We start from the raw sequence: 17,427 nt of genomic DNA, 5'->3' as shown, positions 1-17,427 counted from the left end.
CATTGCGCAGGCGCGTTTTTTTATCGTTGTGTTGATGAGGTTGGGGCTGGGGGCTGGACGTAGTACATGGCTCGGCCACGATACATTGCTCTTTGGCGATACATAGCTCACTGGCGATATACAGCTCGATGGCGTGTTTTACCGCGCTGAGTATCTCGATATGAGTGCCGCAGCGGCACAAATTGCCAGACAGTGCCTGGCGGATTTCCGCGTCAGTAGGATGGGGATTACGCGTTAATAGTGCGGCGGTGGTCATGATCATGCCATTGAGGCAATAGCCACATTGCGCCGCCTGTTTATCGATAAAAGCTTGTTGTACCGGGTGCAAATTATCGCGAGAACCCAAGCCTTCTAATGTGGTGATTTCACGATTAACCATCGCAGATGCAGGGATCACACAGGCGCGAGCGGCGATGCCGTTGACTAACACGGTACAAGCACCGCACTCACCTAAACCACAGCCGTATTTGGGGCCATTGAGTGACAAATAATTGCGCAATACCAATAGCAGAGAGGTATCGGCCATCACGCTGACTTGCTGCTTTATGCCGTTGACGGAAAGTGTAAACGTGGTCTCCGGCACTTTTTTTATGGTGGTGCTGTCTTTGATTTCTGTGACTGAAATCCGCGAAGATAGCTCACTTTCAGATACTGCCATTGCTCTTTCTCCGCCAAGTAAGTTATCGCCAGGCGGTTAATATCAACGCGCCTTATTCTGACTGGACAGGAGTGTCATCCAGCATTTTGTTGAGTAAAAACAACAACGCGACTCGTTCGGCCGGGTTCAGATTGCCGAAGGTCATTTCCGATATCTTTAAGGCGTTGGGCACCGTCATCTCGACTAATTCACGCCCTAGCGTGGTCAGGGAGACAATCACTTTGCGTTTATCGTGCGGGTCTGGACTTAAGGTCACCAGTTCACGCGCTTTTAAGCGTTCGACAATGCCACGGATAGTGGCCTGATCGACTGCGGTAACTTGCACCAGCTCTGTTTGCGAACTCGGCCCCATATCTCGTATTGCGCAGAGTGTAATAAACTGCACCGCCGTCAGCTGTGACTGACCGACGTTTTGCTGAAATATTGCCGCATGTCGCTGATACACTTTACGAAGCAGGTGACCGACCTGATCCAGATAGTGATACTCCTGCTCTGATGCAGGCTCCGTCGATGTTTTATGCTCAAACGCTGTCATGTCTTGTCATCCCTATTAAATTGGCTGCCGGAGATAATAGACCATCTCTGGGGTTCCGGCAGCAACAGGTCATTCCCGCCTGTTTTGCTTTTCTTGCCCCAGACTCAGCGCGCTCTGGAAGCTGCCGGGGCGATGACGTCACCGCCGCTCACTACCACCAGACCATCAACGCTGATTTCGCAATTGCGCAGGGCGATATCCATATGGCAAGGGGTCTTTCTGGTGCCGCCGACTTCGGTATTCGGGCCAGTTGAGAACAAGAAGTTGCCGTAAAATGCGCGGGCGTCCATACACATGCCGTCGTTCTTATCGTGTAGCCCCATTGCGGTCCACTGCGCGCGTGGTTGTAGCCCCCAGCCGATATGCGAAATGCCATACACTTCCGGGTCATTGAAATACTTCATGTATTCGCGTAGATATTCGGCCTCAAAGCCGCCGTGGATCTTGGTAACAAAGCCTTTTTCGATCTCTAAGGTAATTTTCTCGCGAGCGTAAGATTTAAACGGCAGCAGGATATCGCCGACATCCAGTACCAATACGCCTTCGGCCTGCTCCTCATTCGGCCAAGTGAACAGGAAACCGCTTGGCCAGTGGTCCCAGCGGCCCGGCTCATCGGCATAACCGTATTCAGTCACCGTCGGATATTGGCCCAGCGGGGCAATAAAATCGCTGCCAGCGGCTGAAGTCACCTTCATCTGACGGGCTTTTTCCAGCACCGCCGCCGCCGCCATGACGCGCGCTTTATCCTCTTCATTAGGCAACATTCGTGCCAAGACCTCTGGCGGTTCGACCGCTAGCAGGATGCGGGTGCCGGTTTTGAGGATTTGTTCTTGTTCGGGTGAATGCAGCAACATCATGGTATCGACAATCAAATCCGCTGCTTCTAAGGCACGCTGTGCCGCGTGATTACCGGTTAAAGCGGTATCACCACAGTAAGCCGTCATATCGTTACCCATCGCCATCGGGTGGTTAAACGATGGTAATTCAACCGCATAAACCTTGGCCCCTAAACGGATTGCCGCTTCGGTCGCCGCACGAACGGTGCGTGGATCTGAGTAGTGACTTTTCAAGATTGCCACGCTTTGTGTGCTGTCCACTTTCGACAGGCTAAGTACGCGTTCAAACAGTTGAACCAACTGACTCTCGTTAACGGCCATATCTCTCTCCATTCGGTGCGATGGGTAAAATATTCTTGTTTTGAATACCTTAAGTACGAGTTCAAAAAATGCCCGCAATTAAAGTGAGTACGCTATATCTAGTTTATAGGGTGAATTGCTTTTCGATTGCAAGTCATAGCGCTCATCCATAAGTAAATCATATTTTAATCAGCAATAACGCTGTGTTTAACATCGATACCACATAAAAAGTCAATATTTAGACATGCGTAACATTTCTTTAACTAAAGATCTTGCTAAGAAATATGTAGTGTGTGCATTGTATTTTGCGCAATTAATCAACATGGCTAGAGCCGTGAGTGGTTATGCGGAAAACCGAAATCGATAGCCGGATACTGAGGAAAACCCCATGAGCAGTAATAAAAAAATCGCAGTAATTGGTGCTGGCCTTGGCGGTGCCGCCGCCGCCGCCCTGTTACAAAAAGCCGGGTTTCACGTAGATATTTATGAGCAAAGTCCTTCTTTCTCCCGGCTGGGTGCCGGTATTCACATGGGGCCGAATGTCCTAAAAATTTTTCGTGAAATCGGCATTGAGAAGCCGCTGGAATTGATGTCTTCTCACCCAGATTTCTGGTTCAGCCGTGATGCGCAGACCGGTGAGTTTTTGTCGCGCATCCCGCTGGGTGATTTTGCCCGTAAAGAATATGGCGCGTCATATGTCACTGTGCACCGTGGGGATTTACAGGCATTGCAACTGACGGCGCTGCAACCGGGTACTCTGCATTTCAATAAATGTCTGCAAAAAATCGACGATAACGGCACCGATGTGCAACTGACCTTTGCCGATGGCAGCGAAGTGCGGGCCGACATTGTTATCGGTGCTGATGGCATCAACTCAAAACTGCGCGAACATCTGCTGGGCCCGGAAGCGCCGACCTACAGCGGTTGGGTTGCGCATCGTTCGATGATCCGCGCCGAGAAATTAGCCAAATACAATCTGACCTTTGACGATTGCGTGAAATGGTGGGCGCAAGACAGCCATTTGATGGTGTATTACACCACCAGCAAACGCGATGAGTACTACTACGTCAGCGGCGTGCCGCATCCTGCTTGGGATTTCCAGGGCAGTTTTGTCGACAGCAGTCGCGATGAGATGTATGCCACTTTTGGCCACTATCATCCAACGGTGCAAGCGCTGATCGAATGCAGTGAACATGTTACCAAGTGGCCGTTGCTCAACCGTAAGCCTTTGCCTATCTGGAGCGAAGGGCGTCTGGTATTGCTGGGCGACGCGTGCCACCCGATGAAGCCGCATATGGCGCAAGGCGCGGCAATGGCTATCGAAGACGGAGCGATGCTGGCGCGTTGTTTGGGCGAAACCGGCCTGGATGATTACACCACCGCGTTCCGCATGTATGAAAACAACCGTAAGGACCGTGCTTCCAAGGTTCAGGCGGTATCTAATGCCAATACCTTCTTGCGCACGCAGGAAGACCCAGCCTGGGTTTATGGCTACGACCTGTTTGCCCATGATCTCAAATCGGAGAGATCGGCATGAGTCAGTCAACCTTTCTCTACGGCGGGAATGTCGCTGCCAACGGCATCCGCCAGCACTATTTGCGCTACGGACCGGCCTCCGACACGCAAGCGCCAGTGTTACTGCTGATCCCCGGTATTACCAGCCCGGCGATCACCTGGGGGTTTGTCGCGGAGGTTTTCGGCCAATACTTTGACACCTACATTCTGGATGCGCGTGGTCGCGGCCTCTCTTCAAGTGGTGAGGGTTTAGATTACGGCACCGATACCTGTGCTGATGATATCAATGCTTTCGCCGAGGCTTTGGGGTTGAGCCAGTATCATTTGGTCGGTCACTCGATGGGTGCACGTTTTATCATGCGTGCGGCAGTACGCCGACCAGAGGGTGTATTAAGTCTGTCGCTGATTGACCCGCCGGTGTCTGGGCCGGGCCGTCGTGAATATCCGGGGAAATGGCCGTGGTATAGCGATTCTATCCGCCAGTCGCTGGTGGGGATGAATGCACAAGACATGCTGGCCTTCTGCCCTAGCTGGACATTCGAGCAACGCCAACTCCGCGCGGAATGGCTCGGTACTTGTTATGAACCGGCGATTCGTCGCGCCTTCGATGATTTCCATCAAGTCGATATCCATGGTGATTTCGCCAAGCTTCCCGCACCGACATTACTGATGGTGGCGGGCAAAGGCGGCGTTATTTTAGAAGAAGATCGCCGCGAAATTCGCACCTTGTTGCCAGAAATTCATATCAGTGATGTGCCAAACGCGGGTCATATGATCCCGTGGGATGACTTCGACGGCTTCTTCCAGGCATTTGGGAATTTCTTGGGCACAACCTTACATCCGGCAGGAGAAAAATAATGAGTAAAACCTTTCGTATCGGTCAAATCGTGCCGAGTTCCAACATTACGATGGAAACTGAGATCCCGGCAATGTTGGCGGCCCGTCAGTTAATCCGCCCTGAACGCTTTACTTTCCATTCCAGCCGCATGCGGATGAAACATGTAAATAAGGCCGAACTGGCGGCGATGGATGCAGAATCGGATCGCTGTGCGCTGGAGCTTTCTGACGCGCAAGTTGATGTGTTGGGCTATGCCTGTCTGGTGGCAATTATGTCGATGGGGCTAGGCTATCACCGCGAATCGCAAACCCGCCTGGCCGGTGTAACCCGCGAAAATAATGCGCCAGCGCCGGTTATCTCTAGTGCCGGGGCTCTGGTAGATGGCCTGAAAGTATTAGGCGCTAAGCGTATTGCCTTGGTCGCGCCTTATATGAAACCGTTAACGCAAATGGTGGTCGAATATATCGAAAATGAAGGCGTGGAAGTGGTGGTGTGGCATGCATTAGAGATTGCTAACAATCTCGATGTCGCTCGTCATGACCCGCAAAATCTGCCGCAAATCGTTGCTGGATTAGATCTCAGCGGCGTCGACGCCATTGTGCTGTCTGCCTGTGTGCAAATGCCGTCACTACCGGCGGTAGCTAAAGTTGAAGCGCAAACGGGTAAGCCGGTATTAACCGCGGCGATTGCCACCACGTATGCCATGCTGAAAGCACTCGATCTGGAGCCGATTGTCCCCGGCGCTGGCGCACTGCTTTCTGGCGCTTATTAGGAGGTGGGCATGGCACCACAGAGCGCAACGGATAATTATCAGGGCGTGTGGGGCAACCGCATTGGTTTCGGTAGCAAGCCCGCGATATTGGTGATTGATTTTATGCAGGGCTATACCACGGAAGGCGCGCCATTGTTCGCGCCGGGCGTGGTCAGTGCGGTAGCGGAATCTGTTGAGTTAATCGCCAGCGCCCGCCAGGCCGGTATTCCGGTTATCCATACCAACATTCGCTATTCACCGGGCAGTTTTGCCGATGGCGGCATGTGGGTAAAAAAAGCGCCGGTGATGAAAGATATGGTCGATGGCAACCCGCTGGCAGAGTTTTGTCCGCAGGTCGCACCAATAGCGGGCGAGATTGTGCTGACCAAGCAATATGCCAGTGCATTCTTTGGTACCTCTCTGGCCCCAATGCTGGTGACGCAGGGGATTGATACCTTGGTATTAATCGGCTGTTCCACTAGCGGTTGTATCCGCGCCAGCGCGGTAGATGGCGTGCAATACGGCTTCCGCACGATTGTGGTCAGAGAATGTGTGGGTGACCGCCATAGCGCTCCACATGAAGCCAATCTGTTTGATATTGATAGTAAATATGGAGATGTTGTACATAAATCGGCAGCAATCGATTATTTCTCCCAGTTAAAGGCGTAGCAATACGCTGAATTTTCACCTGCATGACGTGCTGTTTAAAAAATAAAAACAACCCTGCCGGCTTGTACCGGCAGGTATTCAAGCACAGCCCTAATTAGGGCCAAAACATCGCCGCTGGAGAGCTACATTTATGTCCATTGACTTAACTCGCAATGCCAAAGTGGCGAGCGCAGACTCGCTATCACTGTATAAAAAAATCACCTGGAAGCTGATCCCCTTTTTATGTTTGTGTTATTTAGCTGCCTATCTGGATCGTATTAATATTGGCTTGGCAAAGTTGCAGATGGCCAACCAATTGCAATTGAGTGAGGCCGCCTTTGGACTAGGCGCCGGGCTATTTTTTGTGGGATATATATTATTTGAAGTGCCAAGTAATTTAATTTTGCAGCGCGTTGGGGCCAGGATCTGGATCGCGCGGATTATGATTACCTGGGGATTACTCTCTGCCGCGACCATGTTTGTTACTACGCCGATGCAATTTTATGTCATCCGCTTTTTCCTCGGCGTGGCTGAAGCGGGCTTCTTACCCGGCGTATTATTCTATCTGACGCTGTGGTTCCCGTCTTATCGCCGTAGTCGAATTATTTCCTTATTTATGATTGGTTTACCACTTTCTAGTGTGATCGGTGGTCCGCTATCTGGCTGGATTATGGGTCACTTTGATATGCGCCATGGTTTACACGGCTGGCAGTGGTTATTCCTGCTAGAAGGCTTACCAAGCGTGTTATTAGGTGTATTAACCTTCTGGGTTTTACCTAATCGTTACGAGCAGGCCAAATGGCTAAGCCCGGTTGAGAAAGCGCAACTGGCTAAAGAATTAAGCGCCGATAATGCCCAAGCCACCGGCAGCAAGCACAGTTTCCGCGACGGTTTCTTCAATCTGAAAGTATTAATGCTCGGCGGTATCGATTTCTCTATTTTGCTGTGTGCTTATGCCATGGGATTCTGGATGCCGACATTTATTAAAAATGCCGGCGTGACGGATATTGGGCATATCGGATTATTAACCGCCATACCCAGCGTGGCGGCCTTATTAGGGATGTTATTTATCGGTGCCAGCTCAGATAAACACCGTGAACGCCGCTGGCATATTATTGTGCCCTTTATTATTGGTGCCGTAGCAATGGGCATCAGCACCTTCTTCGCACACAACGTGATGATTACGGTACTGCTCTTCTCAATCGCTCAGGCGGCGATTATCGGCGCTGTTCCGGTATTCTTCAGCTTGCCGGGTACTTTCCTCAGCGGCACCGCCGCAGCGACTGGTTTTGCACTGGCGTGCTCGGTGGCGAATATCGCCGGATTGGTGAGTAATTCCATTATGGGATTAGCGTTGGATTTTACCGGCAGCAGCGGAGGAGCATTATGGTTTTTTGCAGCATGCTTGCTGCTCAGTTCCTTGTTAGTGGTGGCTTTGCCAGCCAGGCTAGTGAATAGGTAACGTTCGAATCAACGTTGAGGATTAACGTTTGAATCAACGTTGGGATTTTTAAAACTGGAACGGTGAATATTTCGGCTTATCAAATGCAGTGTTCAATGCGGCATAGCAGCCGAAGCCGCCATAAGGGTAGCGCGCTACCCTTATGAATCCCGCGCTTTTTTTGATACTTCAACATTCGCGCTAAGGGAGGCCATGTTTCAGGTGCTACGGCGATAGGCGCAAATTTCATGGCTCCGCCATTCCTTCCTTCGGGTTCGAGCCTGCTGCGCTGTCTCTCCACCACTCGTCAGTGAAATTTTGAGTGCGCCACCGGGCTTTTTTAAATTCAAAAGATAAACTGCCTTTGCCTTTGAACTTGACCTTAAAAGCCGCCAAGCGCACTCAAAATGCCACCGGTGGAGTGGTGAAAGACAATAGAATTATCATTGGCTTGAACCCGCAAGCGGGAAGCCCGGAGGGCTGGCATTTGCGCGATAACGGAAGTTCCTGAAACATAGCCTCCACTGGACTCGATAATAAGATGGGAAAAGGCGCAGGATGCCAGAAGGGTTCCGCCTTGAACCCTTCGGTCGGTTTCGGCTGCGAAGCGGCATTGAACACTATATTTGAGAAACCGAAAAATCACCGTTCTATCTTTTAAAAATCTTGCCGTTGATTTGAACGGCCTCTAGGCGCACTCAAAATGCCACCGGTGGAGTGGTGAAAGACAATAGAATTATCATTGGCTTGAACCCGCAAGCGGGAAGCCCGAAGGGCTGGCATTTGCGCGATAACGGAAGTTCCTGAAACATAGCCTCCACTGGACTCGATAACAAGGTGGGAAAAGGCGCAGGATGCCAGAAGGGTTCCGCCTTGAACCCTTCGGTCGGTTTCGGCTGCGAAGCGTCATTGATCACCGCATTTGAGAAACCGAAAAATCACCGTTCTAGCTTTTAAAATCTCAACGTTGATTCAAACGTTAATCCTCAACGTTGATTCAAACGCTAATTTACTATCTGATAATCGTCTGAGATTAATACCGGATCGCATACCCGCTATGCAAAAAACGAAAAAATCCCCTGGCGTGATCCTGCTGGCAGCAGGAAAAAGTACCCGTTTTCGGCAGGCTACCGGGCGGCATAAGTTGCTCGAAAATATGCCGGGTACTGCGTTATGTGTCTTTGAACATAGCCTTCAACATATCCGCGCTGCTGGCTTGCCGCTGATGGTTATCCTTCGTCACGAGGACATACAGCTACAAGAAATCTGTCAGGGAATGAGCGTGCCATTTACCTGTGTGAATAGTCAGGGAATGGGGGAGTCGATTGCGACGGGCGTGAAAGCAACTCAGGATTGGGCGGGATGGATAATTACGCTGGCAGATATGCCTTTTATTAAAAGCGAGTTATTTGAGAACATTGCTCTACACGTCGCCGAAGGGAACGCGGTTCGGCCAGTATATCTTGGGCAAGTCGGACATCCGGTCGGTTTTCCGCTGCAGACAAAATTAATGCTGGAAGCATTAACTCAAGAACAGGGCGCCCGAGACGTATTGAAATCTTATCCGCCGCTATTATTACCGGTTGACGATGTCGGCTGTATTTGGGATATCGACCTGCCTGAGCAACTCAGTCAGACGCCGGATACCGATCCCTCGGCTAGCTAATACGCCGTGATGGTATTAACTCATGAATAGTCTGCTGCCGGTGCTTCAATTGTCCTCCTTCTCTGCCGTTCAATACCGCTGTTATCTCGGCCAGTATTGCTAAAGCTACGCTTTCTGGCGTATCTCCGCCTAAATCTAGCCCGATAGGGTAATGCAGTCGGGGATCGGTAGGCATATTGATATCAGCCAGCAATTTCTCGGTGCGATCTTTTGGCCCTAATTGGCCGATATACACCGCATCAGAGAGTAACGCCGATTTAAGCCACTGAAAATCCTGTGTAAGACTGTGTGTCATCACCACTACTGCAGCCCCGCTCAATTGCGGATTAAAAGCGAAGGGGGCTCGGCTGTCAGCGACGATTACTGCGTTGGCCTGAGGGAAGCGTTCTGCGCGAGCAAACTGTGAGCGCCCATCAATCACCGTGACCTCCCAACCTAAACGACTAGCCATACTGACCAGCGGTTGGGCATCGTGACCGGCACCAAATACCACCAATTTATGGGCTGGCGGGATATATTCCAGAAACACCTCGATTTCCTCTGTGGTGGCAATATAGCGATGCAAGGCGGACTTACGTTTCTCAAGTACCAGAGACAGATCGCGTTCTACCTGTATGGTGATCGAGGTTAATGACCATGGCTGGCTGAACTGGCCGTGGGCAGTTAATGCCATTCTCTCGCCAGTATGTCCCGTATGTTTCAGTACGGTGGCGATGGCTGCGCCTTCACCGCGCTCTTGTACCTGACGCAATGTGCTGAGCAACGGATTGACAAAGGGATGAACCAAGCGCTCCAGCAGGATATATACGGTGCCATTACAGCCCAAGCCAAAACTGTAGCTGTTGTCGCTCAACAGCTCGTCGTCATCGGCCGCTGTGCTATAGGCACAAACCACGGGGCCGGATTCAGTTAACCACCAGGCCTTTTGGATCACTTCGCTTTCCAGACATCCGCCGCTGATGGTGCCAATCGCTTGGCCATATGACGGGATTAACATCCGAGCTCCGGGTCTGCGATAGGCCGAGCCTTCCACCTTAACGACAGTAGCTAAGACGGCCTGCGAACCGTCGGCATCATAGGCGTCTATCGCATCGAGTAATGACTTAATGTAAGGCACCGTCACGACTCTCCTGAACGTCCTTCGGTTTTATTACCCCGCCGCTTTGCCCGAAGTGATGCAGAACAAAGGTGCTCAGCGCGGCCATCTCTTCATTGTTATAATTTTGAGCAAAACCTGGCATGGTGTGTTCAGATCCGAAAATAGCGGGATCATGTCCTGCCAACACCACTGCCAGCAGATTAGTGCCCGCAGGATCATTCACAGTTTTCAGGCCCTTAAGGGTCGCCACCGGGCTTTGATTGCCCTGTCCATCAATCCGGTGGCAACTGGCGCAGGAGTCGAGGAAAAGTTTTCTACCTAGCTCATTGCCATCGGATTGGGCGAAGTTTGTCGCCATTGTTTCAGGCGTCGGGCGTGCAATACCTTCATGACGTGGTGGTGAATCTTGCAGGTAAACCGCAATCGCATGAATATCCTCTGGCGTCAGATACTTAAGGCTGTTCTCGATAACATCGGTCATTGGCCCACCGGCCATGGCGTAGCCTGGTGCTTCACCGGTGCTCAGATAATGCTTGAGCACGTCCTGCGGCCAGCCGCCGACGCCGTATTTTTTGTCAGAACTGATGTTGTAAGCTATCCAGTTACCAATTTTGGCACCTGCCAGTGAATTACTGGTGCTCATTGCCTGGGCAAGGTTACGTGGCGTATGGCACTCGCCGCAGTGTCCCGGCCCTTGTACCAGATAGGCACCTCGGTTCCACTGTGCAGACTTCTCAGGATCTGGCTGGAAAGTTTTTGACGGAGTGAACGCCAGATTCCAGAAAAACATGCCCCAGCGTTGGTTGAACGGGAAGCCAATCTGGTTCTCTTTTGGCGGCTGATTGACCGGTTTCAGGCTAAACAGATAGGCTTTGATGGCCAAAATATCTTCCCGTGGCATTAACCCGTAAGAGGTGTAAGGGAAGGCCGGGTAATAATGTTGTCCGCCTTTGCCGCCCCCTTTCTGCACGGCGTTGACGAAATCGTCATCACTCCAGGAACCAATGCCTGTGGCTTTATCGGGGGTGATATTCGGTGAATACAAGGTGCCAAATGGCAGCTTGAACGCCAGTCCACCGGTAAAAGGTTTGCCGCCTTGTGTGGTGTGGCAGGCAACGCAGTCGGCGGCACGCGCCAGATATTCGCCTCTGGCAATCAGTGGCGCATCATCGGCTTTAGCACTCATCCAGGTGGTCGCCAGAAGGAGTGCGAGGGTGATTTTCAGCGTCGTCATTCCTGGAACCTCTAAATTGTGTAGTAGCCAAAACGGCTCAGTGGTAAACGGCGGATACGCACATTGGTTGCCGCATAGAGCGCGTTGCATAACGCCGCCGCTGCCGGGACGGCACCCGCTTCACCGACGCCGCCGGGCGTTTCCAGACTCGGCATCAGATGGACTTCAACCGAAGGAACATCGCTCATGCGTACCACCCGGTAATTGTTGAAATTTTTCTGCTCCACCTGGCCGTCTTTGAGCGAGATTTCGTTAAACAGTGTGGATGACAGGCCAAACAAGGTGCCGCCTTCAATTTGTGATTGCACCGAAGTTGGGTTGTTGACGAAGCCGCAGTCGATAACTGACAGCAAGCGAGTAATGCGGATGCAATGTTTATCTTCCATTTGCAACTCGACGACAGTGGCAATATGGCTGCCAAATACCGACGAGACGGCAATCCCACGGCCGCGACCTAAAGGTAAGGGTTTATGCCAATCAACCAATTCAGCCGCTTTACGCAATACGGCTAAGGTGCGAGGTTCTTCGATTAAATTGGCGCGATATTCTACCGGGTCTATTTGGGCGTTATGTGCCAGCTCATCAATAAAGGATTCCAGCGCAAAGGTACTACGCAGCGGGCCAACGCCGCGTAGCCAGGATATTTGAACGATTTTCGGATCTTCGCGAATAAAGCGCACCAGCAGGCTTGGCAATTTATAAATAGGAGTGACGGCAATTTCTACCGCATCAGGGTCGACATTATCTGGCGGCAATTGGCCAAAGAAGTTAGCAAATACTGAACCGCCGGTAATGCTATGTTCCCAGCCTTGTGGCAGACCTTTTTCGTCTAGGGCTACCTGAATCTTGTCGATGTAATGCGGGCGGTAATAGTCGTGGGTCATATCCTCTTCACGACTCCAGATCAATTTGATCGGGTAGCTGACGTGACGGGCGATGTCGGCCGCCTGGAAGATAAAGTCAGATTCCAGCCTGCGGCCGAAAGCACCGCCAATCAGCTGGTTATGCAAGGTGATTTTTTCAACCGGCAGACCGGTTATCTTGCTGACGCCAGCCTGTGCAAATACCGGCGCTTGCGATCCGACCCACAGTTCACAGCCATCCGCTGTCACATGGGCAACGCATCCCATTGGCTCAAGCGGAGAGTGCGACAGTAAAGGTTGCTCGTAAGCGGCTTCGAAAGACTGATTTGCCGATTTCAGCGCGGCCTTAATATCGCCACGGTTTTTGGCAATAACGCCGTCACGGCGCGTGGCATCCTGTAACCTTTTATTCAGCTCGCTGGAGTCTGCATCCGCATATTCGCCATAATCCCATTCAATGCGCAGCGCTTTCAGTGCCTGCTGACAGGCCCAGAAGTTGGTTGCGGTGACGGCAACGGCGTTATCGAGTTTGATAATATCGCGCACGCCGGGGATCTGGCGGGCCTGACCTTCATCCACTGCGCGTAGTTTTCCGCTGAGTACCGGGCAGGTGAGGGTTGAAGCAATCAGCATGTCGGGCACTTGTAAGTCGATAGTAAACTTGGCTTGGCCGTTGACTTTATGCGGCGTATCTAAGCGCTGAACGGGTTTACCCAGCAGCGTAAAATCGGCGATATTTTTCAGCGGTACATCGGTTGGAATCGGCAGCTGTGCCGCGGCTTCTGCCAGCTCGCCATAGCCAGCGACTTGCCCTTGCGGGCCGAATACTTGCCCGTTTTTGGCATGGCATTGCGCGGGAGCAATCTGCCATTTTAAGGCCGCGGCCTGAATCAACATCATACGGGCGGTAGCCCCTGCACGACGTAATGGTTCCCAGGTGGAACGGGTCGAGAAAGAACCGCCGGTACCTTGCATATGCAGTAAGGGGTCAATATAACGCTGATTATCCGGTGGCGCTTCCTGAATCTCGACCTGATCCATGCCGATTTCTAGCTCCTCGGCGACCATCATCGCGATACCGGTTTGTATCCCTTGGCCCATTTCAATCTTCGAGGACACGACGCGCACGCGGCCATCGGTGGCAATCTGCACAAACGCGCCAAAACCTTCAAAATTTTGACCCGGATTACGAACCTGAGCCAGCGCGTCGCCAGCCTTGGAACGAGCCGCAGCACTGGGGATCCAGGTACTGAGGATTAACCCGCCCATTGATATCGCGCCGACTTGAAGCAGTCTGCGGCGCGATAGCTGTGGGGAGGAGAGTTTTTCATTGGACATAGAATGTACCCTTAAGCCTGGCTGACGCTTTTAATTGCCGCCCTGATCCGCGTGTACGTCGCGCAGCGGCAAAGATTGCCGGTCATTGCGGTGACGATCTCTTCATCATTGGCTTTCGGGTTGCTTTCTAATAAGGCTACCGCTGCCATAATCTGCCCTGATTGGCAGTAGCCGCACTGCACCACTTCATGTGCTAACCAAGCCTTTTGAAGCTGGGCGCCCATTTCGGTTTCCCCCACGGCTTCAATAGTGGTGATAGCATGGCCTTCGGCTTGGCTTACCGGCAGCACACAGGAGCGCACGGCTTTGCCATCGAGGTGAACGGTACAAACGCCGCACTGGGCAATGCCACAGCCGTATTTGGTGCCGGTCATCCCGAGCACGTCGCGTAGCACCCACAGCAGGGGCATATCAGCAGGAACATCGACATCTCGACGCTGCCCATTGATCAGTAATGTAGGCATGGTGACCTCTTGCATATTTTGTTCATGGCAACCGTTGAAACTCGCAGAGTTCAGTGCATAAGCATGCGTCGTCTGTTTTTTCTTTAGCGGTCATTGCCTTAATTAGAGGTGCCGATGGATGTTTTCTGCGGTTAAAAAATCCTTGTGTCATAGGGTGGCGAGCACAAGAGAATAGCCACAGTATCGGCAATGTTTTTAACTCTGTTTATTAGTGTAGTAGAGCGTGGTGAAAAATCTTCAGCCACCAGATGCCGCTACTCCCACCAAGCTTTATCCAACCCTTATAAAGGAAACTCATCGGTACCTTAATTATTAGGGTACTGGTGGGTATTGTAATAGTCAAGATCCTCTTACGCCTGATATACGAGCAAGAATGAGGGATTAACGGATAAGTTTGAGAGTCGCTCGAGGAGCTGCGACATAGGCTGTTAGGCCCAAATATTGGGCGCAACAGCGAGGGAGGTCAGTACAAATTTTGTATATTTAAGAGGTTAGCTCGCAATCCCTACGCGACATATTTTCAGTATTTGTCTTACCCGTTCGACGGTTTCGGACTTTGAAAGCGCAGCTCGATGATCGAGTGCCTGTGAAAAAAGAGGGTGAGAAATAAGATAGGCCAGCAGCATTTCTGAAATCACAATCGGGTCTTCAACCACCAGCAGCCCTTTATCGCTCATCTGTTGGAGCCACACCGCCAGTTTTGCAGCCAGATATTCCCCGCCTTTTTCAAAGTGGGCGGCGGCGATACCGGGAAATGTTCTGCGCTCATCCATGGCCAAGCGAACAGTGTTGGTCACCGCCACAGACAGCGCATTGTCAGCCCAGCGGATACAGAAATACTCCAGCAGTTCTATCGCTTCGGCGCTGGTATTTATCTGCTTGTCCAAGAGATCGGCGATACGACTGCGTGAGCGCTCAATGACCAAAGAGATCAGCGTTTCTTTACTAGGGACCAAGTCGTATAACGTCCTTTTGGACATCCCCGCCAGTTTGGCAACTTCAGCCATACTGTGAGCATCCATCTCTTTTTGCTCAAGTAATTGCTGGGTGGTTTCCAAAATTACTTGCATCCGTTCTGCTGACGAAAGAACGGGAGGGCGGCCACGCTTTGGTTGTGTGCTCATGAGTTCTCAACTTGGTACATAAAGATAGTACCTATAAGTATATCTTGGCCTTGGGCTGGCTTATAGGGTAACTTTCGCGCCTTTTAGTTCGATCTGTTTAAACCCTAAATGGTGCATAAATTCACGTAAAATCAGCAAGGTGGCAGCAAATTCGTTACTGGCAGGAATGCCCTCAACGTGGGCTGAACGGCCATTAATCACCAGAGATAATCTATCAAAGGTACGCTCGACGGCGTCGATTGAGAGCAGCATATTTTCATCTTCTGCTACTCCCGCCAGATGCGCGATAGTTCGAATGTCTTGATCCTGGCTGATAAGTCGCGCATCGGCTGGGATATCATAGCGAATACGCATAATCTCATCTTCTACCACCATGATCGCCGTTTCCATTTCGGCGGGCGTTGGTGGCTGGTGGCGGAAATAGCCTAGTGCGGTAATTTCTGTGCCTAGCGTCATACTCAGCACCGACTGACCCACATCTACCTGCGTTTCTTCACTGCCAATATGTAAGGTAATAACGATTGGTTTGGCTGGCATATGTTGTCCCTTATAGGTGAGAGGAGAGGTGAAGATACGTTACGCCTGTTTTGCAGGATTAGGCAATGCTGCTACAGGATCCGTCTATCCCCTTCGACGAGGAGAAACATAGACTAAATTCTGTACTCATCAGCCATAACGGAGCAACGTATGAAACAAGTCTCTCAGATTTATATCAACGGCGAGTTTGTCGAGCCTCACGGCACAGAAGTAATGACCTTGGTTAACCCTGTTACTGAACAGCCTGCCACCGAGGTAAGACTGGCCGATGAAATTGATACTCAGCGTGCGATTGCTGCTGCAAAGGCCGCCTATGTTACCTTCTCCAAAACCAGTAAAGCACAGCGTATACAATATTTGCAGCAACTGCACGATGCGGTTAAAGCTCGCTCTGAGCAACTGATTGCCGTGATGATTGAGGAATATGGCGGTACCTATGCGATGGCAAGTGGTACCGTAAATCGCTCAGCTCAGTCATTTTTGCAAGCTCAAGAGTTGTTGCGCACCTACCCGTTTGTCCGTAAAGAAGGCCGTGCGACGGTAGTGATGGAACCACTGGGTGTCGTTGGTCTTATTACGCCATGGAATGCAAGTTATGGCTTTATCTGCAATAAAATGGCGACGGCGATGGCGGCGGGAAGCACCGTAGTGATTAAACCCAGTGAGTTAAGCGCCGCGCAAACACAGCTATTGACCGAGTGTTTGCACGATGCTGGCTTGCCTCCTGGGATCTTTAATATTGTCACCGGCCGTGGTGATGTCGTAGGCGCAGAGATCACTCGCCACCCGGATATTGCTAAAATCTCCTTTACCGGTTCGACGTTGGTCGGCAAAACCATCGCCCGTGGTGCAGTCGATACCATGAAGCGCGTGACGCTGGAGCTCGGTGGTAAATCGCCTAATGTGATCCTGGAAGATGCGGATTTAGAAAAAGCTATTCCATTGGCGTTGATCGTCGGCACTTTTAACAATGGACAAGCCTGCCTGGCTGGAACTCGATTGATTGTGCCGGAAAGCCGCCTGGATGAAGTTAAGGCTATCATCAAACGCGCTGCCGAGCAGGTTGTAGTGGGTGATCCTGTCGATCCGAAGGTGCAAATTGGACCTTTGGTGACCGCTAAACAGTATCAGCGAGTGGAAGACTATATTCGTCTAGGGATTGCAGAAGGTGCAGAACTGGTCTGCGGTGGCGAAGGGCGTCCTGCCGGTTTAGATAAAGGTTATTTTGTTAAACCGACGGTATTTAGCGGTGTGACATCGCAGATGACCATTGCCAAAGAAGAAATTTTTGGCCCGGTAATTTCTATCCTGACTTATCGGAGTGTGGAGGAAGCCATTGAAATAGCCAATGATACGGTTTATGGCTTACACGCTTATGTCAGTTCTGCGGATACCGAAAAAGCGCGCGCGGTAGCTTCACAAATTGTCGCCGGGCGCATATTTATTAACGGTATCTACGATGAACCTGCCGCACCGTTTGGTGGCTTTAAACAGTCGGGATTAGGGCGAGAATTTGGCTCTTATGGGCTGGATGCGTATCTTGAGCCAAAAGCGGTAATAGCGGATAACGATTAACTCTA

The 17,427-nt window shown here is 51.3% G+C and carries 15 protein-coding genes and 1 pseudogene; 7 read left to right on the top strand and 9 right to left on the bottom strand.

Annotation, left to right across the window (positions count from 1 at the left end; translation table 11 throughout):
* Positions 1-121: 121 nt before the first annotated feature.
* The 3 genes and pseudogenes from ACL9RG_RS09260 to ACL9RG_RS09250 form a co-directional block, all read right to left on the bottom strand.
* Positions 122-583, bottom strand: a pseudogene (locus ACL9RG_RS09260) ((2Fe-2S)-binding protein); the annotation flags it as partial.
* 127 nt (positions 584-710) lie between these two features.
* Complete coding sequence (locus ACL9RG_RS09255; RefSeq protein WP_422792298.1) at positions 711-1,193, bottom strand: MarR family winged helix-turn-helix transcriptional regulator; 483 nt, start codon at positions 1,191-1,193, stop codon at positions 711-713.
* Positions 1,194-1,297: 104 nt separating this feature from the next.
* Positions 1,298-2,350: a 2,5-dihydroxypyridine 5,6-dioxygenase gene (locus ACL9RG_RS09250; RefSeq protein ID WP_422792297.1), complete on the bottom strand. Its 1,053-nt coding sequence runs from the start codon at positions 2,348-2,350 to the stop codon at positions 1,298-1,300.
* 367 nt (positions 2,351-2,717) lie between these two features.
* Between ACL9RG_RS09250 and ACL9RG_RS09245 the strand changes: the two genes are divergently transcribed.
* The 6 genes from ACL9RG_RS09245 (at position 2,718) to ACL9RG_RS09220 (ending at position 9,188) form a co-directional block, all read left to right on the top strand.
* Positions 2,718-3,866 carry an FAD-dependent monooxygenase gene (locus ACL9RG_RS09245; protein WP_422792296.1) on the top strand — a complete coding sequence of 383 codons (1,149 nt, stop codon included), beginning with the start codon at positions 2,718-2,720 and terminating at the stop codon, positions 3,864-3,866.
* Entirely contained in the window at positions 3,863-4,702 is an 840-nt protein-coding gene (locus ACL9RG_RS09240; protein ID WP_422792295.1) for an alpha/beta fold hydrolase, read from the top strand. Before ACL9RG_RS09245 ends, ACL9RG_RS09240 begins: the two co-directional genes overlap by 4 nt.
* A gap of 50 nt (positions 4,703-4,752) precedes the next feature.
* Complete coding sequence (locus tag ACL9RG_RS09235) at positions 4,753-5,454, top strand: maleate cis-trans isomerase family protein (RefSeq protein ID WP_422792358.1); 702 nt, start codon at positions 4,753-4,755, stop codon at positions 5,452-5,454.
* Between the two features lie 9 nt (positions 5,455-5,463).
* Entirely contained in the window at positions 5,464-6,102 is a 639-nt protein-coding gene (locus tag ACL9RG_RS09230; protein WP_422792294.1) for an N-carbamoylsarcosine amidohydrolase, read from the top strand.
* A gap of 130 nt (positions 6,103-6,232) precedes the next feature.
* On the top strand, positions 6,233-7,543 hold the full coding sequence (locus ACL9RG_RS09225; RefSeq protein WP_422792293.1) for an MFS transporter: 1,311 nt from the start codon (positions 6,233-6,235) through the stop codon (positions 7,541-7,543).
* A gap of 1,036 nt (positions 7,544-8,579) precedes the next feature.
* Positions 8,580-9,188 carry a nucleotidyltransferase family protein gene (locus ACL9RG_RS09220; protein ID WP_422792292.1) on the top strand — a complete coding sequence of 203 codons (609 nt, stop codon included), beginning with the start codon at positions 8,580-8,582 and terminating at the stop codon, positions 9,186-9,188.
* Here ACL9RG_RS09220 and ACL9RG_RS09215 read toward each other — a convergent pair.
* From ACL9RG_RS09215 to ACL9RG_RS09190, 6 genes are all read right to left on the bottom strand, one after another.
* Complete coding sequence (locus tag ACL9RG_RS09215; RefSeq protein WP_422792291.1) at positions 9,181-10,305, bottom strand: XdhC family protein; 1,125 nt, start codon at positions 10,303-10,305, stop codon at positions 9,181-9,183. The two genes, ACL9RG_RS09220 and ACL9RG_RS09215, sit on opposite strands and share 8 nt — an antisense overlap.
* Positions 10,292-11,521: a c-type cytochrome gene (locus ACL9RG_RS09210; RefSeq protein WP_422792290.1), complete on the bottom strand. Its 1,230-nt coding sequence runs from the start codon at positions 11,519-11,521 to the stop codon at positions 10,292-10,294. Before ACL9RG_RS09210 ends, ACL9RG_RS09215 begins: the two co-directional genes overlap by 14 nt.
* A gap of 11 nt (positions 11,522-11,532) precedes the next feature.
* Entirely contained in the window at positions 11,533-13,722 is a 2,190-nt protein-coding gene (locus tag ACL9RG_RS09205) for a molybdopterin cofactor-binding domain-containing protein (protein WP_422792289.1), read from the bottom strand.
* Positions 13,723-13,733: 11 nt separating this feature from the next.
* Positions 13,734-14,186: a (2Fe-2S)-binding protein gene (locus tag ACL9RG_RS09200; protein ID WP_422792288.1), complete on the bottom strand. Its 453-nt coding sequence runs from the start codon at positions 14,184-14,186 to the stop codon at positions 13,734-13,736.
* 491 nt (positions 14,187-14,677) lie between these two features.
* Complete coding sequence (locus ACL9RG_RS09195; protein ID WP_422792287.1) at positions 14,678-15,310, bottom strand: TetR/AcrR family transcriptional regulator; 633 nt, start codon at positions 15,308-15,310, stop codon at positions 14,678-14,680.
* A gap of 60 nt (positions 15,311-15,370) precedes the next feature.
* Positions 15,371-15,847: a peptidoglycan recognition protein family protein gene (locus tag ACL9RG_RS09190; protein WP_422792286.1), complete on the bottom strand. Its 477-nt coding sequence runs from the start codon at positions 15,845-15,847 to the stop codon at positions 15,371-15,373.
* Between the two features lie 150 nt (positions 15,848-15,997).
* Between ACL9RG_RS09190 and ACL9RG_RS09185 the strand changes: the two genes are divergently transcribed.
* The gene (locus ACL9RG_RS09185; protein WP_422792285.1) at positions 15,998-17,422 is read left to right on the top strand and encodes an aldehyde dehydrogenase family protein; all 1,425 of its coding nucleotides are present in this window, start codon (positions 15,998-16,000) and stop codon (positions 17,420-17,422) included.
* The last annotated feature ends 5 nt before the right edge of the window (positions 17,423-17,427 follow it).

Source organism: Rouxiella sp. Mn2063 (assembly GCF_049319665.1).
Lineage (GTDB): Bacteria > Pseudomonadota > Gammaproteobacteria > Enterobacterales > Enterobacteriaceae > JBMOUD01.
The sequence above is the reverse complement of the archived record's forward strand: the minus strand, read 5'-3'. Positions and strand labels throughout refer to the sequence as shown.